Source organism: Mesorhizobium sp. M1B.F.Ca.ET.045.04.1.1 (assembly GCF_003952465.1).
Lineage (GTDB): Bacteria > Pseudomonadota > Alphaproteobacteria > Rhizobiales > Rhizobiaceae > Mesorhizobium > Mesorhizobium shonense.
In genome coordinates this window covers 6,590,882-6,617,859 of the sequence record NZ_CP034448.1, presented here as the reverse complement: position 1 = coordinate 6,617,859, position 26,978 = coordinate 6,590,882, and the positions used below count along the sequence as shown (strand labels likewise).

At 64.5% G+C, this 26,978-nt stretch carries 18 protein-coding genes and 2 pseudogenes; 8 read left to right on the top strand and 12 right to left on the bottom strand.

From position 1 onward, the window contains the following. Positions 1 to 7: 7 nt before the first annotated feature. Together EJ071_RS32930 and EJ071_RS32925 are read right to left on the bottom strand one after the other, a co-directional pair. Complete coding sequence (locus EJ071_RS32930; protein WP_126101588.1) at positions 8 to 2,062, bottom strand: bifunctional aldolase/short-chain dehydrogenase; 2,055 nt, start codon at positions 2,060 to 2,062, stop codon at positions 8 to 10. Between the two features lie 82 nt (positions 2,063 to 2,144). Beyond that, positions 2,145 to 3,110, bottom strand: a complete 966-nt coding sequence (locus tag EJ071_RS32925) for a sugar-binding transcriptional regulator (protein WP_126101587.1) — start codon at positions 3,108 to 3,110, stop codon at positions 2,145 to 2,147. 203 nt (positions 3,111 to 3,313) lie between these two features. Here EJ071_RS32925 and EJ071_RS32920 point away from each other — a divergent pair, with 203 nt between their 5' ends. The 6 genes and pseudogenes from EJ071_RS32920 (at position 3,314) to EJ071_RS32895 (ending at position 12,954) form a co-directional block, all read left to right on the top strand. Then, positions 3,314 to 4,954 (top strand): acyl-CoA synthetase, encoded by a 1,641-nt coding sequence (locus EJ071_RS32920; RefSeq protein ID WP_126101586.1) that lies wholly within the window; start codon positions 3,314 to 3,316, stop codon positions 4,952 to 4,954. Positions 4,955 to 5,182: 228 nt separating this feature from the next. Then, on the top strand, positions 5,183 to 5,788 hold the full coding sequence (locus EJ071_RS32915) for a TetR family transcriptional regulator (RefSeq protein ID WP_126101585.1): 606 nt from the start codon (positions 5,183 to 5,185) through the stop codon (positions 5,786 to 5,788). A gap of 53 nt (positions 5,789 to 5,841) precedes the next feature. Next, on the top strand, positions 5,842 to 7,008 hold the full coding sequence (locus EJ071_RS32910; protein ID WP_126101584.1) for an efflux RND transporter periplasmic adaptor subunit: 1,167 nt from the start codon (positions 5,842 to 5,844) through the stop codon (positions 7,006 to 7,008). A gap of 246 nt (positions 7,009 to 7,254) precedes the next feature. Continuing rightward, positions 7,255 to 10,404, top strand: a complete 3,150-nt coding sequence (locus EJ071_RS32905) for an efflux RND transporter permease subunit (RefSeq protein ID WP_126101583.1) — start codon at positions 7,255 to 7,257, stop codon at positions 10,402 to 10,404. Positions 10,405 to 10,595: 191 nt separating this feature from the next. Beyond that, positions 10,596 to 11,665 (top strand): annotated as a pseudogene (locus tag EJ071_RS32900) (LLM class flavin-dependent oxidoreductase); the annotation flags it as partial. A 1-nt stretch (position 11,666) separates the two neighbouring features. Continuing rightward, positions 11,667 to 12,954: pseudogene (locus EJ071_RS32895) on the top strand (NAD(P)/FAD-dependent oxidoreductase). Between the two features lie 51 nt (positions 12,955 to 13,005). Here the strand turns inward: EJ071_RS32895 and EJ071_RS32890 are convergent. The 5 genes from EJ071_RS32890 to EJ071_RS32870 form a co-directional block, all read right to left on the bottom strand. Continuing rightward, the gene (locus EJ071_RS32890) at positions 13,006 to 13,791 is read right to left on the bottom strand and encodes an SDR family oxidoreductase (RefSeq protein WP_126101582.1); all 786 of its coding nucleotides are present in this window, start codon (positions 13,789 to 13,791) and stop codon (positions 13,006 to 13,008) included. Positions 13,792 to 13,800: 9 nt separating this feature from the next. Continuing rightward, entirely contained in the window at positions 13,801 to 14,565 is a 765-nt protein-coding gene (locus tag EJ071_RS32885) for an SDR family oxidoreductase (protein WP_126101581.1), read from the bottom strand. Between the two features lie 107 nt (positions 14,566 to 14,672). Next, on the bottom strand, positions 14,673 to 16,181 hold the full coding sequence (locus EJ071_RS32880; protein ID WP_126101580.1) for a sugar ABC transporter ATP-binding protein: 1,509 nt from the start codon (positions 16,179 to 16,181) through the stop codon (positions 14,673 to 14,675). Positions 16,182 to 16,210: 29 nt separating this feature from the next. Next, positions 16,211 to 17,149: a sugar ABC transporter substrate-binding protein gene (locus tag EJ071_RS32875; RefSeq protein ID WP_126101579.1), complete on the bottom strand. Its 939-nt coding sequence runs from the start codon at positions 17,147 to 17,149 to the stop codon at positions 16,211 to 16,213. 114 nt (positions 17,150 to 17,263) lie between these two features. Beyond that, the gene (locus EJ071_RS32870; protein WP_126102815.1) at positions 17,264 to 18,250 is read right to left on the bottom strand and encodes an ABC transporter permease; all 987 of its coding nucleotides are present in this window, start codon (positions 18,248 to 18,250) and stop codon (positions 17,264 to 17,266) included. Positions 18,251 to 18,491: 241 nt separating this feature from the next. Here EJ071_RS32870 and EJ071_RS32865 point away from each other — a divergent pair, with 241 nt between their 5' ends. Next, positions 18,492 to 19,454 (top strand): sugar-binding transcriptional regulator, encoded by a 963-nt coding sequence (locus EJ071_RS32865; protein WP_126101578.1) that lies wholly within the window; start codon positions 18,492 to 18,494, stop codon positions 19,452 to 19,454. Between the two features lie 9 nt (positions 19,455 to 19,463). Here EJ071_RS32865 and EJ071_RS32860 read toward each other — a convergent pair whose 3' ends face one another. The 5 genes from EJ071_RS32860 to EJ071_RS32840 form a co-directional block, all read right to left on the bottom strand. Further along, positions 19,464 to 20,042, bottom strand: coding sequence for a hypothetical protein (locus tag EJ071_RS32860; RefSeq protein ID WP_126101577.1), 579 nt, complete (start codon positions 20,040 to 20,042; stop codon positions 19,464 to 19,466). A gap of 74 nt (positions 20,043 to 20,116) precedes the next feature. After that, complete coding sequence (locus EJ071_RS32855; RefSeq protein ID WP_126101576.1) at positions 20,117 to 21,601, bottom strand: FGGY family carbohydrate kinase; 1,485 nt, start codon at positions 21,599 to 21,601, stop codon at positions 20,117 to 20,119. 31 nt (positions 21,602 to 21,632) lie between these two features. Then, positions 21,633 to 22,955: a homoserine dehydrogenase gene (locus tag EJ071_RS32850; RefSeq protein WP_126101575.1), complete on the bottom strand. Its 1,323-nt coding sequence runs from the start codon at positions 22,953 to 22,955 to the stop codon at positions 21,633 to 21,635. A 339-nt stretch (positions 22,956 to 23,294) separates the two neighbouring features. After that, positions 23,295 to 24,185 carry a DUF427 domain-containing protein gene (locus EJ071_RS32845; protein ID WP_126101574.1) on the bottom strand — a complete coding sequence of 297 codons (891 nt, stop codon included), beginning with the start codon at positions 24,183 to 24,185 and terminating at the stop codon, positions 23,295 to 23,297. 2 nt (positions 24,186 to 24,187) lie between these two features. After that, entirely contained in the window at positions 24,188 to 25,843 is a 1,656-nt protein-coding gene (locus tag EJ071_RS32840; protein WP_126101573.1) for an ABC transporter substrate-binding protein, read from the bottom strand. 126 nt (positions 25,844 to 25,969) lie between these two features. Between EJ071_RS32840 and EJ071_RS32835 the strand changes: the two genes are divergently transcribed. Next, positions 25,970 to 26,875, top strand: coding sequence for a LysR family transcriptional regulator (locus EJ071_RS32835; RefSeq protein ID WP_126101572.1), 906 nt, complete (start codon positions 25,970 to 25,972; stop codon positions 26,873 to 26,875). Positions 26,876 to 26,978: the final 103 nt, after the last annotated feature.

Below are 26,978 nucleotides of genomic sequence, written 5' to 3'. Positions count from 1 at the left end.
TACGTCTTCAGCGCAGCGCCGCCGCGATGTTGCCGCCGTCCACCGTCGTCACGTCGGCGGTGGTGCGTTCGGCCAGCGCCTGATGCAGGAAGGCCTGCGCCACGTCGTCGGCCGTCACTTCCTGCCCGAGCAGATTGCCGGACATGTATTCCTTCTCCGAGAAGCCGCGCGCGCCGGAACGGCTGGCGATCATCGCGTCGGTCAGAAGGCCGGAGCGGATGCGATCGGCATTGACCGCGTTGGAGCGGATGCCCTGCGCGCCATAGTCCAGCGCGTATTGCCTCGACAGGAACAGCGTCGCCGCCTTGGGCAAGCCGTAGGCGCCGAATTTCGGCCCGGGATTGACCGCCTGCTTGGAGGTGTTGAAGAGCAGCACGCCGCCCGTGCCCTGTTCCAGCATGATGCGCACGGCGTTTTGCGCCGCCGACTGGTGGGCGAAGAAGTTGAGCTCGAAGCTCTTGCGCAGGAGAGCGTCGTCGAGCTCACCGATCCTTCCTTCCCAGGCCGCACCTGCGTTCGAGACCAGGATGTCGACGCCGCCATAGACGGCGACCGCCTTGTCGAAGGCGGCGCGCATCTCGGCCGGGTTGGTGATATCGGCGCCGACGCCGATCGAGTTGTTGCCGGCCGCCTTCGCCGCCTCGGCGGCCTTGGCCGGATCGAGATCAACGATGACGGCATGCGCGCCATTCGCAGCGAACAGTTTTGCTGTCGCCGCGCCGATCGCGCCTGCGCCGCCAGTGATCAGCACCACCTGGCCGGTCAGCGGCTTCGGCTTGTTGGAGGCGAGCTTGGCCTGCTCCAGCGACCAGTATTCGAGCGGGAAGAGGTCCGACTTGGAGAGCGGCTGGAAATTGCCGATGGCTTCGGCGCCGCGCACCGCTTCGATCCACATCTCGCCGACATCCGAGGCGATCTTGGCATCCTTCAGCGTGCGGCCATGGCCGAACATGCCCAGCCCTGGCACCAGCGTCAGGCGCGGCATCGGGTCGAGCATGGTGCGCTTGACGTCGTCCAGCGCGTCATTGGTTTCGAAATAGGCGCGGTAGTTCTTGGCGAAGGCCTCGACATGGCTGCGGATCGCCGCCTTGTACTCGCCGAGCTTGTCGGCGTCCGGCGCGGGCACCGCCATCGGACCGGTCTTGATGCGGATCGACAGGTCCGGCGTCGACACGCCGCGGCCGGCATAGTCGGCGATCTTTGCCGAATTGATGAAATCGACGATCGCGTCCGAGGTACGGAAGTCGCTGATCATACGGTCGAAGCGGCCTTCGCCGCGTGCCACCGCGACAGCGCCGCGCAGCGTCGGCGCGATGTCGCCTGGCCTGGCGAGCTTCGCCGGGAGCGCCGCCTTGGCCGCCTGCGGCTTGCCGTTCTTCGCGACATACTCCTCGGCGACGTTCACATAGTGGATCATCCGGTCGTAGGCCTGCCTGGCGTCGTCGCCGAAGGTGAAGATGCCGTGCTTGTCGAGGATCAGGCCTTCGACGCTGGGGTCGGCGTCAAAAACTTCCGCGGCGACCTTGGCGAGGTCGAAGCCCGGCTTGATGTAGGGCACATAGCCCATCTTGTCGCCGAACACCTTGGCCACCAGCGCCTTGCTGTCCTCCTGGTCGACGATGGCAAGGATCGCCGTCGAATGCGTGTGGTCGACGAATTTATGCGGCAGGAAGGCATGCAGCAGTGTTTCGACCGACGGGTTGGGGGAGGCGGGGTCGATGAGGTTGGAGCGCTGCAGTGCCACCATGTCCTCATCGGAGAGATTGTCGAGTGCGCGCGCCTTGAGCAGCGCGCCCATCTTCACCGCGGGCAGCCCTTGCGGTTCGATCACGGCCATGTCCCAGCCGCTGCCCTTGACGCAGAGCACGTCCCATTCGTCGCCGACCAGGTCGGTGGCCTTGGTCTTGCACGAGGTGTTGCCGCCGCCATGCAGCACCAGCCGAGGCTCGCCGCCGAGCAGGCGTGTCGTGTAGACGCGCAGCGCAAGGTCGCGGCCGACACCTTTCTTGGCGTAGTCGGCAACCATCTTTTCCGCGTCGGCGTCATTCCAAAGGTTCTTCATGTCGTTCCGTCCGATTTCGTCTTTTTGTTGCTCATGAACAGGAAGCCGCGACGCTTTGATGACAGTCGTGGCGAGGAAGGTTCTAGGAGGCCATCTTGCTTGCCGCGCCGGCGTGGTCGAGAAGACGCCCGGCCATATGCGCGCCGATCACCAGATGCGTGCAGAGCCCGCCGGCTATCGCGGCGAGCAGCGGCTCGAACTTACTGTCCTCCTGCACCACCATCAGCCGCTTGCCGATAGCGCGCAGCGAGGCGAGCTCGGCGGAGATGACACGCCGGTTGTAATCGCAGTCGAGCACTTCGCCGTTGGCGTCGATGACCTGCCCGGCAATGACGCCGGCTGCACCTTGGCTGCGCAGCGCCGTCATTTCGGCCGGGGTCAGCGCGCCGCATTTCACCAGATGGCTGTCGGCGTCGACCGCGCCCACTGAGTAGAGCGCGAGGTCGCAATCGCTGACGCCGGTAAGCTGGTCGCGGATCACCGGCTCGGCGCGCAGGCCCTGCGCCAGTGCCTCGCTCGACAGCACCAGAGGTGCGTAGAAATTGAGGCCCTTGGCGTTGAGCCGCCGCGCGATTTCCATCGTGCACTGGTCAGGCCGATAGGAATAGGGCGCGCCGAGATTGCCGCAGAGCTGCACCACGGTGACGTCCTGCAGGTCGGCATAGGACATGATGTCGGCGATGGTGTAGATGGTGCGGCCCCAGGCGACTCCGATACGGTCGCCCTTCTTCACCAATTCGAGGAAGACGCTTGCCGCCAGCACCGCGATGTCGGTCGACGGATCGGCGACATAGGCGTTTTCCGGGGCGATCCAGACGGCGTCGAGCTTGAAGGCATCCTCAACCTTGCGCGCCATGACGTCGTCGGTGAAGAGCTGCGTCGAGGTCGAGATGTTGACGATGCCGGTCTCGCGCGCCTTGCGCAGATACATGGCGACCGACGCGCGCGAAATCTTGAGCTGGTTCGCCACTTCGTCCTGCCGAAGGCCATGGGCATAGTAGAGCCAGGCGGCCTTGTGGATGAGCTGTTCTGCCGGTCTGATCGCCATGCCGCCTCCTCGGCTGACATTAGTCACGGCTCTCGACAAAAGTCAAATCTCGATGGCCGGTGTAATCGCCCTCCGGCGCGGCTTGATCGAGACAGCCATTCTACCGGGCGCTCATATCATAGCATTTCCCGGTCGTTCAGGGGGGATGGCATGATCGCCGGGCAATGGTTAGAAAGCTCGAAAAGACTTTTGGGGAGGATGGGATGGCCAATCCCTACGATACAAATCTCGACCGGAACGCTGCCAACCACCAGCCGCTGACGCCGCTCACCTATCTTGAGCGCGCGGCCAAGACCTATCCCGACCACGTCGCCATCATCCATGGCAGCCAGCGCATCTCCTATCGCGATTTCTGGCGGCGCTCGCTGAAGCTCGCCTCGGCGCTTTCGAAACGCGGCATCGGCAAGGGCGATACCGTGACGGTGATGCTGTCGAACACGCCGCCGATGCTGGAGGCGCATTTCGGCGTGCCGATGACCAGAGCGGTGCTGCACTCGCTGAACACCCGCCTCGATGCCGCCGTGATTGCCTTCCAGCTCGACCATGCCGACACCAAGGTGCTGATCGTCGACCGCGAATTCTCCGGAGTGGTCAGGGAAGCGCTGGCATTGGCCAAGGCCAAGCCATTGGTCATCGACTATGACGACCCCGACTATGCCGCCGACGCGCCCTATCCGAAGGGCGGGCGGATCGGCACGCTCGACTATGAGGATTTTCTGGCCGGCGGCGACGAAGCCTTCGCCTGGTCGATGCCCGACGACGAGTGGGATGCCATCTCGCTCAACTACACCTCAGGCACCACCGGCAATCCGAAGGGCGTCGTCTACCACCATCGCGGCGCAGCTCTGATGGCCTACACCAACACCATCCATGCCGGCATGGCCAAGCACGCGGTCTATCTCTGGACGCTGCCGATGTTCCACTGCAACGGCTGGTGCTTTCCCTGGACGCTTGCCGTGCAAGCCGGCACCCATGTCTGCCTGCGCTGGGTGCGGGCAAAGCCGATCTATGATGCGATCGCCGACCACGGCGTCACCCATCTTTGCGGCGCGCCGATCGTCATGTCGGTGCTGATCAACGCGAAGGACGAGGACAAGCGCCAGTTCCAACAGATGGTAACCTTCAACACGGCTGCCGCCCCGCCGCCGGAGGCCGTGCTCTCCGGCATGGCCGATGCCGGCTTCGGCGTGACCCATCTCTACGGCCTGACCGAGACTTACGGGCCAGCCGTCGTCAACGAATGGCACAATGAGTGGGATGAACTCGAGAAAGGGCCGAGGACGGCGAAGAAGGCACGCCAGGGCGTGCGCTATGCCGCACTCGAGGGGCTCACGGTGATGAACCCGGAGACGATGACGGAGACGCCGGCCGACGGCGAGACCATCGGCGAGGTCATGTTCCGCGGCAACATCGTCATGAAGGGCTATCTGAAGAACCGCAACGCGACCGACGAGGCCTTTACCGGCGGCTGGTTCCACTCCGGCGACCTCGGCGTCATGCACCCCGACGGCTACATCCAGCTCAAGGACCGCTCCAAGGACATCATCATCTCGGGCGGCGAGAACATCTCGTCGATCGAGGTCGAAGACGCGCTCTACAAGCATCCTTCCGTCGCCTCCTGCGGCGTGGTTGCCCGTGCCGACGAGAAATGGGGCGAGGTGCCGGTCGCCTATGTCGAGCTGAAGCCCGGCAAGACCGCCACCGAAGCCGAGATGATCGAGCATTGCCGAGGGTTGCTTGCCCGCTTCAAGGTGCCGAAAGCGGTGGTGTTCGCCGAGATCCCGAAGACTTCGACGGGGAAGATCCAGAAGTTCCGGCTGCGGGAAATGGCGAAGGGAGCGTAGCTCGGCGAGGCCAAGTTCGACGTCGGCGGGACAGCGCCCCCCTCTGTCCTGCCGAACAGAGGGGGGCGCGAAGGATCGCGGCATATCGCCCTTTCACTCTTAAACAGCTCCCCGCTGTCACCATCTGTCACCAAGTATACACGTACGTCGATTTCGCGTTGACATCTCGCTTCTTTCGATTTACGAGTGATGAAAATTGAAATTCGTCACTCGTCAAACGAAAGCGTCATGTCAGAAGCCGCCAACATCGTGGCCGATCCCGCCAGACAGGAGAATGTGACCCGCATTCTCGACTGCGCCGAACGCCTGTTCCGGCACTACGGCTACGGCAAGACCAACGTCGCAGACATTGCCCGCGAGCTCGGCATGTCGCCGGCCAACATCTACCGTTTCTTCGCCTCCAAGGTGGAAATCCACCAGGCCGTTTGCGGTCGCATGCTCGGCGCCAGCTACGCGATGGCTTACGAGATCTCGCGCCTGCCGCTCAGCGCCGAGGAGCGGCTGCGCCGCTATGTGCATGCGCAATACAAGATGACGCTGGAAGTCATGCTCGACGACCAGAAGGTCCACGAGATGGTCATCGTTGCGCTCGAACGCGACTGGGGCGTCATCGACAAGCATGTCGATCGCATCCACGACCTGTTCGCCGAGGTGATCCGCGAGGGCATCGAGGCCGGCGAGTTCAGGAAGCAGGACCCTGTGATTGCGTCGCGCTGCTTCGGCGCCGCCACCGTCATTCTGTGCCATCCGCAGATGGTCGCGCAGTGCCTTGCCAAGACCAACCGGGCGATGCCCGACGACCTCATCGAATACGCAATCAGAGCCTTGAAATAGCCGCTGCCCGCCGGGTGCCGGTCGACGTTCATTTCCAGTTCGGGAGTGCTAAGGTGTCTTTGTCCAATTCCATCCTCCGCAGGCTATCAGTCGCCGGCCTCCCGGTCGCCGGCCTCGTCATCGCGGCGCTCGGCCTTGCCGGCTGCAGCCAGGAGAAGGCGGCGGTCGTCCAGGAAGTCATCCGTCCGGTGAAAGTGGTCGAGATCGGCGAGGCGCAAACCACTCGCCAGCTCGATTATTCCGGTTCTGTGCGCGCCCGCACCGAAATGAATCTCGGCTTCCGCATCGCCGGCAAGGTCACCGAGCGTCTCGTCGACATCGGCCAGCATGTGAACGAGGGCGATGTGCTCGCCCGCGTCGACCCGTCCGACTACGAGCTGTCGGTGAAGAGCGCTGAGGCGAGCCTCGATGCCGCCGAGCGGCAGGTCGAGACGGTCGATCTCGCCAGGAAGCGCGCAGAGCAGCTCTATGCCAAGAACTTCGCGCCGAAGTCGCAGCTCGATCAGGCGACGCTGAGCTACGATCAGGCGGTGGCGACGCGCGATGCCGCCCGTTCGACGCTGGCCCAGGCTGAGAACCAGGTCCACTACACCGATCTCAAGGCCAGCAAGGCTGGCATCGTCACCGCCATCTCCGCCGATATCGGCCAGGTGGTCGGCGCCGGCACGCCTGTCATGACGGTCGCCGTCGACGGCGAGAAGGAAGTGCTGATTGCGGTGCCCGAAATGGACATCGCCGGGTTCCGTCCGGGCAAGGAGGTCAAGGCGAGCTTCTGGTCGGACGATTCGCTGACCCTTGACGGCAAGGTCCGCGAGGTGGCCGGCAGCGCCGATCCGCAGTCGCGCACCTTCGCGGTTCGTGTTTCGCTGCCCAATGATCCGCGCGTGCTGCTCGGCATGACAGCCAACGTCGCGGCAACCGTCGGCAGCAAGGCTCAGCTCGTGTCGATCCCGCTGACCGCCATGACTGAAAAGGACGGGAAGAAGATCGTCTGGACGGTCGACCGCGCGAGCGACACGGTGCATCCGCGTCCGATCAAGATTGCCAATTTCACCGCCGACGGTGTCGCCGTGGCCGATGGCCTGAAGCAGGGCGACGTGGTGGTAGCCGCCGGCACGCAGTTCATGACCGAAAACCTGAAGGTCAAGTTTTCCGGCGACGTCGCCCAGCAGTCCGCCTCGGCGGAGGGCGACGTCGCGACCACCAGCAGCCTGCGCTAGCCAGGCGTACGAACGCCTTTCCCGCTCTCGCTGCGCAAGCCGCGAGCCGGGAAGGGCATGGGTTCCGGGCGGCAGGCGCCCGATCGTGAGATGCCGGCATGTTGGTATCCCCCGCGCCACGGCCGCTTCAAACGCGATTGCGAGTCTCTCTCCGCTTGAGGTGCCTCGCCGCCCGGAAGCCCGACCGAGAATTCATGAGCAGCAGGGCAAGCGTGCCTTGCCGGCCAATTGGACTGGACTTGCGCCATGACCACCGACAGCAGCACCGAAAAGCGGCCCTTCAACCTCTCGCGCTGGGCGATCGGACATCCGAGCATCGCCCGCTTCCTGTTCGGCCTGATCATCCTGGCCGGCGCGCTCGGCCTGATGCGCATGGGCCAGAAGGAAGACCCGGACTTCACCTTCCGTGTCATGGTGGTGCAGGCGGTGTGGCCTGGCGCCTCGATCCAGGACATGGAAGACCAGGTGGTCAACAAGATCGAGCGCAAGCTGCAGGAAACGCCGCATCTCGATTTCGTGCGCTCCTACACCCGTGCCGGCAGCGCCATCATCACCTTGCAGGTCAAGGGCGACACCAATGCCGAAGAGGTGAAGGACGCCTTCTACCAGGTGCGCAAGAAGGTCGGCGACATCGCTAATGAACTGCCGCAGGGCCTGCTCGGCCCTTATTTCAACGACGAGTTCGGCGACACCTTCATCACGCTGCATTCGATCAGCGGCGACGGCTTCAGCTATCCGGAGCTGAAGAAGTTCGCCATCCAGGCGCGTGACATGCTGCTGGCGACGCCGGGCGTCGAGAAGGCCGTCATCATCGGCGACCAGCCGGAGAAGATCTACATCGACGTCTCGTCCAAGGCGCTTGCCGAGCGTGGCCTGACCATAGTCGACCTGCAGAACGCCGTGAAAGGCCAGAACGCCGTCGATCCGGCCGGCTCGGTCGACACCGGTCTGCGCTCGGTCCGCATTTCGGTCGAGGGCGACGTCGCCAAGGCTGCCGACATCCGCGAGCTGAGGCTGCGCGCCGGCAACCAGGTGACGCGCCTCGGCGACATCGCCACGGTCACCTCCGGCCTCGAGGATCCGTACCAGCGCAAATACCGCTTCAACGGCCACGAGAGTGTCCAGGTCGGCGTCGTCATGGCCAAGGGTTTTAACGTCAGGGACGTCGGCAAGGATGTCGAAGCGACCTACAAGCGCTTCGAGGAAGGCCTGCCTTACGGCGTGGCGGTCGACCAGATCTCCGACCAGCCGGAGGTCGTCAAGGACGCCGTGAACGAGTTCATGGAGGCGCTCGGCGAAGCGCTGCTCATCGTGCTTGTCGTCTCGTTCCTGTCGATCGGCTGGCGCTCCGGCCTGGTGATCGCGATCGCCATTCCGCTGGTTTTAGCCGCCACCTTCGCCATCATGTATGAGATCGGCATCGACCTGCAGCGCATCTCGCTCGGCGCGCTGATCATCGCGCTCGGCCTATTGGTCGACGACGCCATGATCGTCGTCGAGATGATGGAGCGAAAGCTCGAGGAAGGGCTGGTCAAGATCGAGGCGGCAAGCTTCGCCTATTCCTCGACCGCCTTCCCGATGCTCACCGGCACGCTGATCACCACCGCCGGCTTCATCCCGGTCGGCTTCGCCGCCTCAACCGCCGGCGAATATGTGCGCACGCTGTTCTATGTCGTCGGCATCGCGCTGGTGGTGTCGTGGTTCGTCGCCGTCTATTTCACGCCGTGGCTCGGCTACATGATCCTGAAGCAGCGCAAGCACGCCGGCACCCATCACGACGTCTTCGACACGCGCTTCTACCGGCGGCTTCGTGCGACGGTCACTTGGGCGGTGCGCCACCGCATCATCGTTTTGGTGATGACGCTGGTCACCTTCGGCACCAGTCTCTGGGCCTTCCAGTTCATTCCGCAGAACTTCTTCCCGCAGTCCTCGCGCCCGGAAATCCTGGTCGATCTCTGGCTGCCGGAAGGCACCTCAATCAAGGAGGTCGAGACGCAGGCCAAGGCGCTGGAATCAAGGATGATGGACGACCAGGACAAACGCTTCATCGCCACTTACATCGGCGAGGGTGCGCCGCGCTTCTTCCTGCCGCTCGACCAGCAGCTCAGGAACCCGAACTTCGCCCAGCTCCTGGTGATGGCCAAGGACGAGCCGGCGCGCGAGCGGTTGATTGTCAAGCTGCGCTCGATCCTGGCCAAGGATTTCCCGTCGATCCGCGCCAAGGTCGACCGCCTGTTCCTTGGGCCTCCGACCGGTTGGCCGGTGCAGATGCGCGTCATGGGTCCGGACCGACAGGAAGTGCGCCGCATCGCCGACGAGGTGAAGGCAAGGTTCCAGGCGAACCCGCTGCTCGGCGCCGTCCATGACGATTGGCTGGAGCCGGTGCCGGCGATGAAGCTGGTCATCGACCAGGACCGCGCCCGCGCGCTCGGCGTCACCTCGCAGCGCATCCGCCAGATGCTGCAGGCGACCATGTCCGGCGCGCCGCTCGACGATTTCCGCGACGGCGAGGAGACGGTCTCGATCGTCGCCCGCGAGCCGGAGGCGAGCCGTCATCTGCTCTCATCGGTCGACTCGGTCTACATCCCGACCGACTTCGGCGGCTCGGTGCCGCTGTCGCAGGTGGCCAAGGTGGTGCCCGTCATGGAGCAGGGCATCGAATGGCGGCGTGATCGCCTGCCCACGATCAGCGTGCGCGGCACGCTGCCGGACGGCGTGCAGTCGAACGACGTCGTCACCAAGATGTACAACGACATGAAGGACCTGCGCGCCGGTCTTGCCCCCGGCTACAAGATCGAGATCCAGGGCGGTGCTGAGGACTCGGCCGAAAGCCAGGCCTCGATCGCGGCCAAGGCGCCGATCATGCTGGCCATCATCGTCGTCTTGCTGATGGTCCAGCTGCAGCATTTCGGCAAGTCGATGCTGGTGCTGGCGACCGGTCCGCTCGGCATCATCGGCGCCGCGGCAGCGCTTTTGATCAGCGGCGCGCCGTTCGGCTTCGTCGCCATCCTCGGCGTCATTGCGCTGCTCGGCATCATCATGCGCAACTCGATCATCCTGGTCGACCAGATCGATCAGGACATCGCGGCGGGCATGGAGCGATCGGAGGCGATTGTCGGCGCGGCCGTCCGCCGCTTCCGGCCGATCATGCTGACGGCGCTGACCGCGGTCTTGGCGCTGATCCCGATCTCGCGCGCCGTCTTCTGGGGGCCGCTGGCCTACGCCATGATGGGCGGCATCCTGGTCGCCACCGTGCTCACCATCCTGGTGCTGCCGGCAGGCTATGCGCTGTTCTTCGCCCGCGCGCCCAAGAAGGCCAAGACCGACGAGCAGGCGCCGGAGCCGGAACAGATCGAAGGCATCGAAAGACCGCAGCTGGCACTGGCTGCGGAATAAAAGGTGGCAACCTAGGATCATCCGCCATCGGCGAGAATCGGTGGCGGATGATCCGCATCTCACCCTGCGACGCGCGAAAATTGCTCCTCGGCAGCGGCCAAGCAAAACAGAATTCCTTTTCAGCGGACCACCGCAGTCCGATCCTGTGCTGATACGGAGCGGCAACGCCCATCGTCGCTGGATCACTTCGCATGGCTGAACGAAAGCAATTGCGTCTCGGCGCCTTCATGCGCCCGGTCAGTCTTCATACCAGCGCATGGCGCTACCCGGGCGCCTATCCCGACGCCAACTTCAACTTCGCGCATTTGAAGCGTTTCGCGCAGACGCTCGAAGCGGCGAAGTTCGACGCCTTCTTCATGGCCGACCATCTGGCCGTGCTCAACATGCCGATCGAGGCGCTGCGGCGAAGCCATACGGTGACCTCCTTCGAGCCGTTCACGCTGTTGTCGGCACTCGCTGCTGTCACCGATCACATCGGCCTTGTCGCCACCGCCTCGACCACTTTCGACGCGCCCGCCATATCGCGCGTCGTTTCGCTTCGCTGGATCACATCAGCGGTGGGCGCGCCGGCTGGAACATCGTGACGACGTCGAACCCCGACGCAGCCCTGAATTTCGGCCTCGACGGGCATTTCGAGCACGACGAACGCTACCACCGGGCGCGCGAATTCTACGATGTCGTGACCGGTCTGTGGGACAGTTTTGCGGACGATGCCTTCATCCGCGACGCCGAAAGCGGACTCTATTTCGACCCCTCGAAGCTGCATGTGCTGGCGCACACGGGAGAGCATCTGTCGGTGCGCGGACCGCTCAACATCGCCCGGCCCATTCAGGGCTGGCCGGTCGTTGTTCAGGCTGGCGCGTCCGAGGCCGGGCGCCAGCTGGCCGCCGAAACCGCCGAGGTGATCTTCGCGGCGCCGTCCGACCTTGCATCCGGCCGGCGCTTCTTCGCCGATGTGAAGGGCCGCGCAGAAAAACTCGGCCGCTCGCGCGACGACATCAAGATCCTGCCTGGCGCTTTCGTCATCGTCGGCAACAGCATCGAGGAAGCGCGCGCCAAGCGGGCAAAGCTCGACAGCCTGGTCTACTACGAGAGCGGCATCGCCTCGCTGTCGATCGCGCTCGGCCATGATGCGTCCAGCTTCGATCCCGACGGTCCGCTGCCGGATGTGCCGGACACCAATGCCTCGAAAAGCAGTCGCGAGCGCGTCATCGAGCTGGCGCACAGGGAGAACCTCACGGCCCGTCAGCTCGCCCAGCGGCTTGGCGGTTATTCAGGCCTCGCCTTCGTTGGCACGCCCAAAACCATAGCAGTCCGACTGGGGGGCTGTGGAACTACACCTGGCGCACCGGCCTCGACGAGCATGGCGACCCGGTGCACGGCTCGATGTACCGCTATCTGTGGTCGAATGGGCCGAAGGAATGCCTCGAATTCGCCGACTACACCTTCGAGGAACATTTCGGCCGGCCGATCGCCTCCTATCCGCCGCGCGCCGTGCTGTGGGACTACATCAAGGGACGCGTGGAAAAGTCGGGCGTGCGCAAATGGGTGCGCTTCAACACGCCCGTGCGCATGGTCACTTTCTCCGACGAGACCAAGAAGTTCACCGTCACCGCGCATGACCGCACCAACGACGTCACCTATTCGGAAGAGTTCGACAACGTCGTCGTCGCCTCCGGCCACTTCTCGGTGCCCAACGTGCCTTTCTTCGAGGGCTTCGCCACCTTCAACGGCCGCATCCTGCACAGCCACGATTTCCGCGACGCGATGGAGTTCAAGGGCAAGGACATATTGATCATCGGCCGCTCCTACTCGGCCGAGGACATCGGTTCGCAGTGCTACAAATACGGCGCCAAGTCGATCACCTCCAGCTACCGTTCCAAGCCGATGGGCTTCAAATGGCCGGAGAACTGGAAGGAGGTGCCGCTCCTGCAAAAGGTTGTCGGCAAGACGGCGCACTTCAAGGACGGCACGACCAAAGAGGTCGATGCCATCATCCTGTGCACCGGTTACCTGCATTCCTTCCCGTTCCTCACCGACGACCTGAAACTCAAGACAGCCAACCGCATGTGGCCGCTGGACCTCTACGAAGGCGTCGTCTGGGAGAAGAACCCGAAGCTGTTCTATATCGGCATGCAGGACCAGTTCTACACCTTCAACATGTTCGACGCGCAGGCCTGGTACGCGCGCGACGTCATCATGGGGCGCATCAAGCTGCCTTCCGCCGCGGCGATGGCCGAGCACAGCGCCAAGTGGCGCGGGCGCGAGGAGACGCTCGAAGACGCCGAGCAGATGATCTGGTTCCAGGGCGACTACACCAAGGAGCTCATGGACCAGACCGATTACCCGGGCTTCGACGTCGAGGCGGTCAACCACACCTTCATGGAATGGGAGCACCACAAGATGGAGAACATTATGGCCTTCCGCGACAATGCCTACCGCTCGCTGATGACCGGCACGATGGCGCCCAAGCACCATACGCCCTGGCTGCAGGCGATGGACGATTCCATGGAGAGCTATCTGCAGGTGAGGGGCGTCGCGGCCGAGTAGACTCGGCCTGCGCCTGGCATGGCTGCCCGGATCGCCGGGCAGCCGGTAGCCCTAAGACATGATCAGGCCGCCATCGACATTGATCGTCTGTCCGGTGATATAAGCCGCGTCGTCGCTGGCAAGGAAGCTGACGAGGCCGGAAACATCCTCGCCGCTGCCGGCGCGGCCCATGGGGATGTTCTTCACCCATTCCGCCATCAACTCGCCCGGCTTGTAGTCGCCGAGCAACTTGCCCCAGGCGGTGTCGTTATAGGCCCACATGTCGGTGTCGATGATGCCGGGGCAGATGGCGTTGACGGTGATCTTTTCTTTGGCCACTTCCTTGGCGAGGCTCTGGGTGATGCCAACGACCCCGAACTTCGAGGCGGCATAATGCGGCGTGTAGATGAAACCCTGCCGCGCCTGGCCGGACGCCGTGTTGATCAGCCGGCCGCCTTGGCCATGCTTGCGCATGCGGGAGATCGCTTCCTGGCAGCACAGGAACACGCCCTTGGTGTTCACTGCCATCACCTTGTCCCACTCGGCTTCCGTCATCGCCTCGATCTTGGCGATGGTGATGACGCCGGCGTTCTGAACCGAGATGTCGACGCGGCCGAACTCCTTCTCGGCGAGATCGTAGAGCGCCACGACCTCATCCTTCTTCGTCACGTCCATGCGCATCGAGGCGACCTTCGCGCCCGCAGCCTTAAGGGTAGCCGCGACCTCATCGACGCGTGGGTCGATGGCGCTGACCACGACCGCAGCGCCTTCCGTCACGAAGCGCCTGGCCATGGCTGCGCCGATGCCGCCGCTGGCGCCCGTGACGACCGGTGTCTTTCCGTCAAAACGCTTCTGCATTTTTTCTCCCTACCAGCAGACGAAGCCGCCATCGACGATCAGGTCGATGCCGGTGACGAAACTTGCGGCCCGGCTGGCCAGGAACACGGTCGGCCCGATCATTTCCTCCGGCGTCGCCATGCGGCCCATCGGCGTGTCGCGCTCGAAGATCTTGACCTGCTCGGCGACTTCCGGCCGCTTGTTCATCGGCGTCAGCGTGTAGCCGGGGCTGACGACATTGACGCGCAGGCCGCGATCGGCCCATTCCATGGCGAGGCTCTTCGACATATGGATCACCGCCGCCTTGGAGGAATTGTAGTGCGCCTGCGTCAGGCCGCGATTGACGATCGAGCCCGACATCGAGGCGATGTTGACGATCGAGCCCTTGCGGCGAGGCAGCATGACGCGCGCCTCTGCCTGGCAGGACAGAAACACGCCGCTGACATTGACGTCGTAGATCTTCTGCCACTTCTCCATCGGCAGCGTCTCGGCGGGCTCGGCCCCTGCGACGCCGGCATTGTTGACGGCGATCGTCAACGCGCCGAGTTCCTTTTCAACGCTTTCAATTGCCGCCGCGAGATCGCTTTCGGACGTCACCGTGCCGGTCAGCACCAGCGCCTTGCGGCCGAGCGCGCTGATCTTGCCGGCCGTCTCTTCCAGTCCGCCTTTCGAGCTGTGCCCGAAGCAGGCGATATCGGCGCCGGCCTCCGCCAGTCCGATGGCGATCGCCTGGCCGATGCCGCTGCCGGCGCCTGTCACCAGCGCTACGTCGCCATGTAGATCGAACAGTTTCATCTCTTTCCCTCTCCCTGAAAGAAGGGGCGCCAGTCCTGCTGGCGCCCCGCGCGGTCCGGTGCCTGGGAGGGTATCACCTGCTGCGCTTTGTTCCCATCCGCCGTGCCTCAGCTCGTGGCGAGCTCCATTACGGCGATATTGCTTGCCTCTTCGCGATCGAGGATGCCGCGCTGGCGGCCGCGGCTCAGCACCAGCACGCGGTGCGAAAGCCCCAGCACTTCCTCCAGATCCGAGCTCACCACCACCACCGCCATGCCGGAGCGGGCGAGGTCGGCAATCACGTCGTAGATCGCGGCGCGGGCGCCGACATCGATGCCGCGCGTCGGCTCGTCGAGGATGAACACCTTGGGCGGCCGCGACACCCATTTGGCGATGACCACCTTCTGCTGGTTGCCGCCGGAAAGCTTTGAGACGGCCTGGTTCGGCCTGCCCTTGACGCCAAGCCTCGAAATGCCGGCCTCGGCGAATCTCTGCACCGCTTTGGGAAACACCCAGCCCTTGGGCGCGACATGATCGAAATTGCCGATGGCGAGGTTCTCGCCGATCGTCTGTTCGAGCACCACGCCCTGTTCCTTGCGGTCTTCCGGCACCAGAACGACGCCGGCCTTGATCGCCGCCGCCGGTCCGCTGAGATGCACCGGCTGGCCCGCGACGCGCATCGCGCCGGAAGAGATCGGATCGGCGCCGGCGATCGCCCGCACCAGTTCGGTGCGGCCGGCGCCGATCAGTCCGGCGATGCCGAAGACTTCGCCAGATTTCACCGCGAAGGAAACGTCGTTGAAGCTGCGCTCGGGCGACGACAGGCCCTCGACCTCGAGGAGCGTCTGGTCGCCGGGCGGCGACAGCTTCGGGAACATGCGCTCGACGCTGCGCCCAACCATTTGCTCGACCACGGTGCGCACCGGGATGTCGGCGCGCTCGTGCCGGGCGACGATACGCCCGTCGCGCATCACCACGACGCGGTCGGCGATCTGCGCGATCTCGTCCAGGCGGTGGCTGATATAGATGAAGGACATGCCTTCGGCCTTCAGCTTGCGTATCTGCTTGAAGAGCAGTTCCGTCTCCTCGCCGCCAAGGGCCGCGGTCGGCTCGTCGAGGATCAAAAGCTCCGCGTTCAGCGTCAGCGCCTTGGCGATCTCGACCTGTTGCTGGGCGGCGACGCGCAGCGTTCGTACCTTGCGCTCGGGCGAAACGTCGAGACCGAGGCGCTTCAGCTGCGCCGAGGCTTTCGCATTCATGGTCGCGCGGTCGATGCGACCGCCGCGCATCGGCAAGCGCCCGACATAGACATTCTCCGCCACCGAAAGGTCCGGCAGCAGCTTCAATTCCTGATGGATCATGCCGACGCCGGCCTCGATGGCCGCCGCGGGATTGGCGGGGAAATAGGGCTTCCCCCGCCAGATGATGGTGCCGGCATCGGGCTTGGTCGAGCCGGCGATGATGTTGGACACCGTCGACTTGCCGGCGCCGTTCTCGCCGAGCAGCGCCACGACCTCGCCCGGCCGCACCTCGAAGCTCGCATCGGCCAGGACCTGGACCGGTCCGTAGCTTTTGCAGAGGCCGTTGACGAAGAGCCCGTTGTGCGGGCTCTCGCCAGTGTGAGGATCAAGGGACATCGTGGCGCTCTTCAGGTCTCAGCCAGCCCTCAAGGATGTTTCTCGATGAACTGGGCGACATTGTCCTTGGTGGTCAGCGTTGCGTCCTGCAGCTGGTCGGCTGCCAGCTTGTCGCCGGCCACCAGCTTGACCGCCGAATCGACGGCGAGCCGGCCCATGCCCTGGGTCTGCTGCGTCGCGGTCACGTCGAACACGCCGTCCTTCAGCGCCTTCAGCGCCGCCACGTCGCCGTCGAAGCCGGCGATCCAGATCTTGTGGTCGGGATTGGCGACCTTGACCGCCTGCGCTGCGCCCAGCGCCAGCGCATCGGCCTGGCCGAAGATGATCGAGACATTCGGATGGGCCTGCAGCAGGTCCTGCGCCAGCTTGAAGCCCTCGTCCTGGTGCCACTGGTCGCTCCAGAGCTCACCGACCACCTTGATGTCCGGATAGGCCTTCAGCGCTTCGCCGCAGCCCTTGGAGCGGTCGACTTCCGGCGTCGTGCCCTTCTGGCCATGGATGATCACCATCTCGCCCTTGCCGCCGGCCTGCTTGGCGATGTAGTCGCACACGCCCTTGGCGGAGTTGACGCTGTCGGTGGCGATGAAGGTGTCGCCGGGCGCGCCGTCGGCATTGCGGTCGACATTGACCACCGGGATGCCGGCGGCCTTCGCGGTCTTGGTCGGCACGGTCGCGGCGGTGGCGCCGGCCGGGATGTAGATCAAAGCGTCGATGTTCTGCGTGACGAGATCCTGTACCTGGCTGACCTGCGTTGCCGAGTCGCCCTTGGCGTCGACGGTGATGACCTCGATGCCCTTCTCCTTGGCGTAAGCTTCGACCGACTGCTTGATCTGGTTGAAGAAATCCGCCTGCAGATTGGCGACGGCCAGCCCGAGCTTCTTGGCGTCCTTGGCCGAAGCGGCGTCGGACAGGCCGAGCAGCGGGACGATGGCCGCGGCCGCAAGCAGCAGTGAACGTTTGGTCAGCATGTTTTTCCTCCGTTGGTGTTCGATCTGTCCCGCCTGCGCATCGCGGCGCCTCCGGCCGGACAGTCCCAGTCTCGGATCGACCGATCCGTTTCGCCCGGACATCCGGGCGAATCCCTATTGCCTGCGGCGACGCCAGGTGTCGGTGGCGACCGCCAGCGCGATCACCACGCCGATCACCACCTGCTGGATGAAGGGCGAGACGCCGAGCAGGTTGAGCCCGTTGCGCAGCACACCGATGATGAGGACGCCGATCGCCGTGCCGCCGATCGAGCCGATACCGCCCGAAAGGCTGGCGCCGCCGATCACCACCGCCGCGATTGTGTCGAGCTCGTAGCCGACGCCCGAACTAGGCTGCACGGAATCGAGCCGAGCGGCGAGCACGATGCCGGCGAGCCCCGCCAGCAGGCCGCAGATCGCATAGACCCAGTTGGTCAGCGACTTCACCGGGATGCCGGAAAGGCGGGCCACCTCGGCGCTGCCGCCGATCGCGTAGAGGCTGCGGCCGGTGGCGCGATAGTTGAGGAAGATGGCGAAGATGATCGCCAGCACGATCATCAGCCCGACGGTGACCGACAAGAAGCCGAAATGGCGGACGATCGAAAGATTCGTGAACCAGTCGGGAAAGCCGACGATCTGCGAGCCGTCGGTGATCATGTTGGCGAGGCCGCGCGCCACCGACATCATGGCCAGTGTCGCGATGAAGGGCGGCAGCTTCGTCACCGTCACCAGCAGGCCCGAGACCAGGCCGCAGAGGGCGGCGACGACGAGCGCGGCGGCGATGCCCACCGGGACGCCGAGATTGAGATAGTCGGGATAGGCGACGTAGCCCATCACCATCGAGGCCAGCGCCAGCACCGAGCCGACCGAAAGGTCGATGCCGCCGATCAGGATGACCAGCGTCATGCCGATCGCCATGATGCCGAGCACGGTCACCTGGTCGAGCACGTTCAGGATGTTGCGTAAGGTCAGGAAGGTATCGGTGGTCAGCGCCAGCGCCAGGCAAAGAAGCGCCAGGCCGATCAGCGGTCCCATCGTTCCGGCAAACAGAGCCGAAAGCTTCGCGCCGGAAGCCGCCTGCGCGGCGCCGGTGCCAGCCTTCAACTCGCTCGTCTCGTTGCTCACGGCCACTTCGTCTCCTCCGTCAGCGAGCCGGCGATGGCCCGCCGGCTGCTCTTGTTCACCAGGCACCTCCCTTGTGAACAATTTATCTTTGATATGCAATTTTGTTCAGCTAAAACGTTCATCAGAAAATTGTCAAGTGCCGCCGACGCTTTCGGCGGCCGGTTTGCACGAACCGACGGTTTGCCATAGGGAAAGCCCAGCACATGCGGGAGGCATAAGGATGGCGGTGATCGAGAACGAGAAGGCCTCGCGCTTCCCGGATGCCGAGCTCAAGGCCCGCGCCGCCTGGCACTATTATGTCGAAGGCCTGACGCAGGAGCGGATCTCGGAGATCCTCGGTGTCGGCCGCATCAAGGTGCATCGCATCCTGTCGGCCGCGCGCGAGGAGGGCGTGGTCCAGTTCCGCATCCGCGACAGCGTCGTCGAATGCGTGCAATTGGAGGAAAGCCTGAAGCAGCGCTTCGGCCTCAGCCAGGCCGTGGTCGTGCCGTCTGCCGCCGACCGCAGCAACACGCCGCTGCTGATCGGCCACGCCGCCGCCGCCTATCTCGCCGACAACGTCAATCCCGGCGACGTCATTGCGCTCGGCTGGGGCAGGACGCTGAAATTCGCCATCAACGAATTGCCCAGACGGCCGATCGCCAGGACGACGGTGGTCTCGATGCTCGGCGGCCTCACCCATGCGCAGCCGCTCAACCCGACCGAGAGCGCCTGGGAGTTCGCCGAAAAGATCGGCGCCGAATGCTATCTGCTGCCTGTGCCGGTCTATGCCGACAGGCCCGAGCAGCGCGATGCCTTCATGAGCCAGCGCAGCGTCCAGGACGTCGTCTTTAGGGCGCGGCGCGCCAACATCGCCGTGCTGAGCGTCGGCTCCTTCTCCAGCGACAGCCCGATCGCCAATTACGGCTTCATCAAGCCAAGCGAGCTCGAGGAACTGCAGGCGGCGGGCGCGGTCGGCGATATCCTCTGCCACTTCATCGACGCCGAGGGCCGCACGGTGGATCACGAGGTCAACCGCCGCGTTTGCGCCTATCCGCTAGGGGATCTCTCCGACATTCCCACCATCATCCTGGTTTCGGGCGGGCAGGAGAAGATCGCCGTCATGCGCGCGGCGCTCGCCAACACGAAGGTTTCGGTGCTGATCACCGATGAGGGCGCCGCCAAGGGGCTGCTCGGCCGGTAGACCGGCCGGCTAGAAGTCGCAGGCCTCGGGGCGCTTCTCGTATGACCAGTCCTTGAGCGGCACGGGCTTGAAGCTGCCCTTGACCGGCTTGCCGTCCTCCAAATCCTTGGAAGCTTTGCCCTTTCCGGTGAGGTAATTGATGTCGCAGTCACCAACCGTCGTCTCGACGGTCCCGTCGGATTTGTGGATGTTCCAGTCCCAGTAGCGGCGGTAGCCGCCGACCAGGAATTGGCCGCGGCGATGGACGAAGATCAGCGTGTCTTCCGTCGATTTGATGGCGCCGCAGCCGAAGCAGGAGGTGATCGCCAGGGATCCCTTGCCCTTGGCTTCGAGATCGAGGATCCGGTCCTCGGTCAGCGCCTTCTTGACGAAGTCGGGCTTTCGCGAGGGATCGGGCTTTTCCCTCGCCAGATAGATGTAGAGATCGGCCGGGGCACCATCGTCCTGCATCACCACGGCGCGGTCCATTGTGCCGTCCTGGTCGATGTCGAGCGCAAGCTCGAACGCCGGCTTGTCGCCGGCAAGCGCCGGCGTCGTCGCCAAGGCGACAGTCAAGGTCAGGGCTGCATGATGAATTCTTATTTTCATGTGCAATCGTCCGCCGCGCGCCGGAACCTAGCATCAGCGGGGCAGGGCGCAAAATGCGTTGGTTCACATAGAAATCAGGCCTCGCTCAGCCGCGTGTGGATGTCGCGCGTCGCGTGGTAGAGGTCACGGTAGATCGCCTTGCGGGCGCGGTAGGTCGGCACCAACGCCTCGACCGGGTCGACCTGTCTTGCCGGTTGTGCCGCCATCGCCTTTGCCGCGTCTTCCGGCGACGCGAACCAGCCGATTGCCGAGGCCGCCAGCATGGCGGCGCCAAGTGCGGCCGCCTCGTTGACCGGCGAGACGAAGAGCGGCCGCTCGAGCACGCTCGCCATGATCTGCATCAGGAGCGTCGAATTGGTGCCGCCGCCGGCCGCGATCATCGCGCCGGCCTTGCCGGTCTGTTCCTCCATCGCGTCGGTGGCGATCGCCTGCTCCAGCGCGATGCCTTCCAGCACGGCGCGGAAGAGATGCTTCGGCTCATGGTCGAGCGACAGGCCGACAATCGCGCCGCGCGCCGCGCCGTCCCAATAGGGGCTCATGACGCCGGCCCAATAGGGCATGACGAGCAGGCCGTCGCTGCCCGGAGCAACCGTCATCGCCGCCTTTTCCAGCACTGCGGCCGAAGGCGAACCGGTGGTGCGCACGATCCAGTCGACAAGCTGCATGCCGGAGCGCAGCACGGTTTCCAGCATGAAGCCGGAGCCGGTCGGCGAAACCAGCGTGCGGAACGCATCCGAAGTCGTGACCGTGCCGGAATAGTTGCCGCTGACGACGCCCGAGCCCAGCGACAGATAGCTTCTGCCGGGACCGTAGACTCCCATGCCGAGGCCCATCGCCTGGCCGTCGCCGGCGCCGGCCACGACCGGCGTGCCGGCCTTCAGGCCCAACGCCGCCCCGATGTCTTCCGAAAGCCGGCCGCAGACCGCGCCGGGGGCAGAGAGCTCCGGCAACTGCTCCGGCCTCAGGCCTGCCGCCTCGACCAGTCGCGGATGCCAACTGCCGTGAGCGATGTCGAGCAGGCCGAGCGGATCGGCGCTGGCCGTGCTGGTGACAAGCCGGCCCGTGAGCCGGTGGACGAAGAAAGCGTGGACGTCGACCACCGCTGCCGCCTGCGCGAGCGCCTGCGGCTTGTGCTCCATCAGCCAGGCCAGGGCATAAACCGCGGGCGTCGGGTCCGGCGGCTTGCCGCTCCAGTCGCGGATCGCCTCGCGGCCGAGCTCGGCCGAAAGCCGCGCCACCTGGCGGCGGGCTCGTTCGTCCAACCAAAGGATGGCGGGGATGAGCGGCTTGCCGACGCTGTCGATCAGCGTGAAGCTCTCGCGCTGGTGGGCGATCGAAATCGCCTTCACGCGCGTCGAGCCGACCTTGTCGGCGACCTGTTTCAGCGCCGATGTCAGCGCCGTCCACCAATGCTCGGCATCCTGCTCGAAATGGCCGGGCGCCGGATTGGAAAGCGGATAGGTCTCGCGCGCCTGGAAAAGCTCCGCGCCGTCGCGCGCGAAAGCGATCGCCTTCACGGCCGTCGTCGAGGCGTCGATCCCGATTACGACATCGTCCATCAGGCGAGGATCCGTTGCAGCGCGACGCGCTTTAGGCCGCGTTGGTTACGAACCGTCCGTCCGACTGGTCGAGACGACGGCGGATCTGGGTTATCACCATCGAATCGTCGGGTACACAATTTTCATAGGTCAGGAAATCGCCGGCCTTGACCGGCTTCACCACCTTGGCGCGTTCCGCAAGCCCGAGCGGCAGCGCGCCCTTGGCACGCGCATCCTCCCAGGTCATGGCGAAGCCGCGATAGTCGTTCTCGCCGATCATGCCGAGCGACTGTCCGGTGCCGAGATTGGTCTTGGCAACCGCCACTGCCTCGGCCACCGGATGGTCGAGCGGCTCCATGTCGGCGCGCTTGTAGACCACCGCGCGCGCTGCCGACAGTGGCACTTCGAGGCTGGTGAGGTGATAGGGGCGGAAGATCGTGAAATAGGGGCCCTTGCCGACCTTGAGGTCGATCATGCGCTCCAGCACGCGCGGATGCTTCGTTTCGATGATGCAGAACACGCCGGGCGCGACACCCTTGCCGATCGAATAATCGACCACGCCCTTGCGGTACAGCACCCCGCCATCCTCGCGCGGGCAGAGCACGCTTGCCAGTTCCTCGAGCGTCGCTGTCGGGCCGTGCATGCCGGGCACGTCGGGCACCAGGCCCGTGGCGTTGGCGATCGCCACCATCTCGATCGCCGTCTTCGAGCCGTCGACGAATTCGACCAGCATGCGCGCATTCATGTTGCGCTCGTTGGCCTCCTTCTCGTAATCGGCGGGCACCGCGTCGATGTTCAGCGGATTGTTCTTGCCCTTGCCGGCGGCCACGATGTTGAAGCCGAGGCTCTTGGCAAAGCCGATGATCTCCAGCGTACAGGCGGGCTCGTCGCCGGCAGCCCCGGTGTAGACCACGCCGGCCTTGCGTGCTTCCTCCTTGAGGAAGCGGCCGATGGTTATGTCGGCCTCGACATTGAGCATGACGATATGCTTGCCGTTCTTCATCACTTCGAGCGCGAACAGCGTGCCGATGTTGGGATTGCCGGTGGCGTCGATGATGACGTCGATGCGGCCGGCGGCGGCGAGCGCATGCAGGTCCTCGGTCACCGCGATCTTGCCGGCCTCGATGGCGCGGTCGATTGCCGCCGCATTGGGCGCCTGCACGATGTTGGAGCGGTCATGGCCGGCAAGAAGTGCCGCGTCGATCGCCGCCTGCGGCCGGACCTCGGAAATGGCGCCGATGCGCATGCCCGGCATCAGCGCGACCTGGACGACGATATCCGTCCCCATCTGCCCGGCGCCGGCGAGCCCGATGGTGATCGGCCCCTGTTTTTCAGCGCGCTGCAGGAGTTCCGCTGCGAATTGCGGATGGGACATGTCGCTTCCTCCGGTCCTTGGCGCGCCGCCGCGCCGTAATCGTTTGAACATTCCTATTTCTATTTGAAAAATATTTCAACCGGCATTTCGGAAAGTTGCGCAGGAATGAAACCGGCGGACGAGCGCTCGCAGCAACGCGGAATCGTCGGCGGGACAGCGCCCCCAGCCGTCCTGCCGGACATCTCCCCCACAAAGGGAGATTAGCCGTCATCGCGGTCTTCGCTATTTTTCAACGTCGCAGGAGGAGCGGAGCGCCCAAGCTGCTAATCTCCCCCAAATGGGGAGATGTCCGGCAGGACAGAGGGGGCGCGAAGGAACGCTGCGGAGGCTAGATAGGACTCAAAAATACCCGTCGGACGCCGCTGTCGCCTCTTTCGGAATCTCAACCCCGTCGACCAGGATCTTGTCGACCAGTTCGTGATGGAAACACACCAGCCCTTTGATGCGCTCGGCCTCATGCACCGGCTCCGGATAATACCAGACCAGGTTCTCGTGCCGCTTCTTGGGCGTCGTCACATGGTAGTAATTGGAGATGCCCTTGTAGGGGCAGCGCGAGATGTAGCGGCTGGGCGAAAACATATCGAGCCGCGTATCCGAGATCGGCAGATAATGGCGCACCGGATGGCCGGTCTCGAACAGGAACACTCCGCGCCGTGAATCGGCGACCTGCTCGCCGTCGAGGATCACCTGCACCCGCCGCGACGAGGGCAGGCAGTCGACGCGGCGGAACGGGTCGCGGGCGTGGACGAAAATCTCCTCGTCCTCCTCGTACCAATGCGTCATCTTCGGCCAATAGAAGGATATGTAGTCCGCGATCGGCGGGCAGCCCTTGGCCGGATCGAGATAGCGCCAGGCGCCATCCTCGACCAGCGTGATGCCGGTGTTGAGCGAATAATGCGTCGCGGTGCCCTTGAACGGATCTTCCGTCGTCGTCCTGCTCGGCAGCAGGAATTCCTCGCGCACGTCGCTCACCGGGAAGTAATAAACCGGCAGGTGGTCGCTCTCGTAAAACACCAGCGCCTTGGTGGTGTCGGCGACGATCATCGGCCCGACCTGCACGCGCAGCCGCTTGGGCGAAGGCATGGTGAAGGCGACATAGCCCGGCTCGAACTCGTACTGCACGATAGTGTCGAGCAGCGGGAAATGCGGCCCGCGGCCGCGCAAATGAGGCTTGCGAATGGAAGTCGTCCTTTTCTCGTCGTTTGCCGCCAGGTTCCTGCGCGCAACCATGATCAACCTACCGATACGCGATCGAGCAGCAGTCCGGCGGCGATCGGTGGCAGGCCGCTGACATTCTTGCGCACAGGCACCAAGAGATCCGGGAAATAGCTGAAGATCACCGGCGTCTCGTCGAGCAGCAGTTTTTGGATGTCGGAAGCGGCCTTGCGCTGTGCGTCGAGGTCGAGCGCCTTGAGATAGCTGGTGACCAGCCCGTCATAGGTCGCGTTCTTGAAATGCGCCGCATTCCACGGACCGTCGCTGACCAGGGGGCTTTTCAGGAATACGTTCGGCACGCTGCGATGCGCGTAGTCGGTGATGCCGAGCGGGCTGTCCAGCCAGTCCGACTGGCCGAACACCGCCTTGCCGTAATATTTGTCCTGGTCCTCGATGTTGAGCGAGATGCGCGCGCCGATTTCCTTGGCGAAGTTCTGGAACAGCTGCGCGTAGCCGGGAATGTCGGAATAGCGCAACGTGGTCAGCGTCATGTCGAAGCCGCTTCCCAGGCCCGCCGCTTCCATCAGCTGCTTTGCCTTGGCGATGTCCTGCGTGCGCAGTGGCACCGACTTGTCGGTGGCGGGGAAGGCCGGCGCGAACGGGCTGTCGTTGCCGACCGCCGCCATGCCGCGGCAGAGCCCGTCGACCAGCTTGGAGCGGTCGATAGAAAGCGCCAGCGCCTGGCGCACGCGCTTGTCGGTGAAGGGCGCCATGTCGCAGCGCATGTGGAGCTGGCGATGCGCGGTCGACGCTACGCGCAGCACCGTGATGTCCGGATTGCCGAGCACCACCTGGCTGACGTCGAGCGGGATGGCGTCGAGCACGTCGACCTCGCCCGCCTGCAGTGCCAGGATGCGCGGCTGCACGTCGGCGTAGAACTTGAACTCGAGCCGGTCGGGCAGCGCCTTCTCGCCCCAATAGTCGGGGTTGCGAACGAAGCTCGCGCCGACCTTCGGCGTGTAGCTCTCGAGCCGGAACGGCCCGGTGCCCTCGAAGGTCTTCTCGTAGTCGCCCTTGTAGCTCGCCGGCAGGATGACGGCGTTGTAATTGTCGATCGACACCGAATAGGGGAAGCTGCCGTTCGGCGCGTCGAGATGGAACTCGACGGTGTGGTCGTCGACCTTACGCGTGCCGCCCTTCGACAAGAGGCCCTTGAACACCGACAGCGCGTTGGACGTGCCCTTCGGGTCGGCAAGACGATCGAAGGTCGCCACGACGTCCTCGGCCTTGAAGTCCTCGCCATTGTGGAATTTCACGCCCTTGCGCAGCTTGAAGGTCCAGACGCTGCCGTCGGCGTTGGGCGACCAGCTTTCCGCCAGCACCGGCTTCAGCGTCAGGTCCGGCTGCGTCACGCACAGGAATTCCGCCGTCTGGAAGACGAGCTGATAGCTGCCGCTGTCATAGAAGGTCACCGGATCGATGGCGCCGCCCGGCACGGCGACGCCGGCGCGCACCGTGCCGCCCGGCTTGCCCTCGGCGCGCGCCTGTGGTGCGCCAAGTCCGACCGCCGAGGCGATGCCGCCGAGGAAGGGCAGCGACAGGCCGAGCACGCTGCCATGGCGCAGGAACTCGCGCCTGCCGATCTTGCCGGCCAGCAATTGGTCGATAGCGGAATTTTCGATTGCGCTGAGATTTCTGCGAGCGGCGTCGATCATCCTGAAATGCTTCGGCATGGCTGCATTCCTTGGCTGGCGTGGGGGCTTCGCCATCTAGTTCACTGTTGACCACGACCGAAAAGCGATATTTTTTGATGGGGGCCATCGGAATCTTCGATTGCCGCCGAGCCGAAAGCGAAAGCCATGGATACCGAGAATCTGCGCAGCTTCCTGGAGGTCGCGGCGCATGGCAGCTTCACCATTGCCGCCCATCGGCTGAACCTTGCCCAATCCACCGTCAGCGCGCGCATTCGCGGCCTGGAAGAACAGCTGGGGCGCAAGCTGTTCGTCCGCGACAGCGACGGCGTTTCACTTACCCCGGCCGGCCGGCAGTTCCTGCCGCATGCCTCCACGATCACGCGGACCTGGGAGCAGTCGCGCCAGGACATCGCCGTTCCCGATGGCTACGAGACGCTTCTCCGGCTCACTGCGCCCGCCTATCTCTGGGACAGCATCACCTCGCCCTGGATCGACTGGATGCAGGCGAAGCGGCCGAACGTGGCGCTGCGGCTCGAAGGCAGTTTTCCGGATCTCGCGATCGACCAGATGGCCGAAGGCCTGCTCGACATCTGCATCCTCTATCTGCCCAAGCCGCATCCCGGCATCGTCTATGAGACCTTGGCCGTCGATCAGGTGGTCCTCGTACAGCACACGGCGCAGGTCGGGCCGTGGACGCAGAATTACATCCTCATGGACTGGGGGCTGGAGTTCCGCGTCGAGCACGACCGCGTCTTTGCCGGCATGGTGAAGCCGGCGATCTCCGCCGGACTGGTGTTCATCGGCCTGCAGCACGTGCTGTCGCAACGGGCGTCCGCCTATCTGCCGCTGAGCGCCGTGAGCGCTCATATCGAGCGTGGCGAGTTGCGGCGCGTCGAGGACACGCCGGTGTTCCAGCGCCCGATCTACCTTGCCTATCCGGAGAACCCGGCCTCTTCGGATGCCCTCGATATAGCCCTGACCGGCTTGCGCACGCTCGCGAGGAACCTGTCCAGCGATCAGGCTTTCGCCGAGAGCGACCGCGCTTTCAGCATGTTAAAGCATGTCTCCTGAAAGTGGGGACCGGTTCCGGGATAAAGACATGCGTAAAATCAAAAACCTAAAGCGCATGGAGCGATCTGAAAGAGCTTTAGGCGCGGTGGCATTCTGATCGCGG

What these genes read in the sequence shown, in the direction of transcription:
- EJ071_RS32880 (WP_126101580.1), bottom strand. Translation starts at nt 16,181, where the DNA reads ATGTCCCTTGATCCTCACACTGGCGAGAGCCCGCACAACGGGCTCTTC.
- EJ071_RS32875 (WP_126101579.1), bottom strand. Translation starts at nt 17,149, where the DNA reads ATGCTGACCAAACGTTCACTGCTGCTTGCGGCCGCGGCCATCGTCCCG.
- EJ071_RS32915 (WP_126101585.1), top strand. Translation starts at nt 5,183, where the DNA reads ATGTCAGAAGCCGCCAACATCGTGGCCGATCCCGCCAGACAGGAGAAT.
- EJ071_RS32845 (WP_126101574.1), bottom strand. Translation starts at nt 24,185, where the DNA reads ATGGTTGCGCGCAGGAACCTGGCGGCAAACGACGAGAAAAGGACGACT.
- EJ071_RS32860 (WP_126101577.1), bottom strand. Translation starts at nt 20,042, where the DNA reads ATGAAAATAAGAATTCATCATGCAGCCCTGACCTTGACTGTCGCCTTG.
- EJ071_RS32835 (WP_126101572.1), top strand. Translation starts at nt 25,970, where the DNA reads ATGGATACCGAGAATCTGCGCAGCTTCCTGGAGGTCGCGGCGCATGGC.
- EJ071_RS32905 (WP_126101583.1), top strand. Translation starts at nt 7,255, where the DNA reads ATGACCACCGACAGCAGCACCGAAAAGCGGCCCTTCAACCTCTCGCGC.
- EJ071_RS32865 (WP_126101578.1), top strand. Translation starts at nt 18,492, where the DNA reads ATGGCGGTGATCGAGAACGAGAAGGCCTCGCGCTTCCCGGATGCCGAG.
- EJ071_RS32925 (WP_126101587.1), bottom strand. Translation starts at nt 3,110, where the DNA reads ATGGCGATCAGACCGGCAGAACAGCTCATCCACAAGGCCGCCTGGCTC.
- EJ071_RS32885 (WP_126101581.1), bottom strand. Translation starts at nt 14,565, where the DNA reads ATGAAACTGTTCGATCTACATGGCGACGTAGCGCTGGTGACAGGCGCC.
- EJ071_RS32850 (WP_126101575.1), bottom strand. Translation starts at nt 22,955, where the DNA reads ATGTCCCATCCGCAATTCGCAGCGGAACTCCTGCAGCGCGCTGAAAAA.
- EJ071_RS32890 (WP_126101582.1), bottom strand. Translation starts at nt 13,791, where the DNA reads ATGCAGAAGCGTTTTGACGGAAAGACACCGGTCGTCACGGGCGCCAGC.
- EJ071_RS32930 (WP_126101588.1), bottom strand. Translation starts at nt 2,062, where the DNA reads ATGAAGAACCTTTGGAATGACGCCGACGCGGAAAAGATGGTTGCCGAC.
- EJ071_RS32855 (WP_126101576.1), bottom strand. Translation starts at nt 21,601, where the DNA reads ATGGACGATGTCGTAATCGGGATCGACGCCTCGACGACGGCCGTGAAG.
- EJ071_RS32840 (WP_126101573.1), bottom strand. Translation starts at nt 25,843, where the DNA reads ATGCCGAAGCATTTCAGGATGATCGACGCCGCTCGCAGAAATCTCAGC.
- EJ071_RS32920 (WP_126101586.1), top strand. Translation starts at nt 3,314, where the DNA reads ATGGCCAATCCCTACGATACAAATCTCGACCGGAACGCTGCCAACCAC.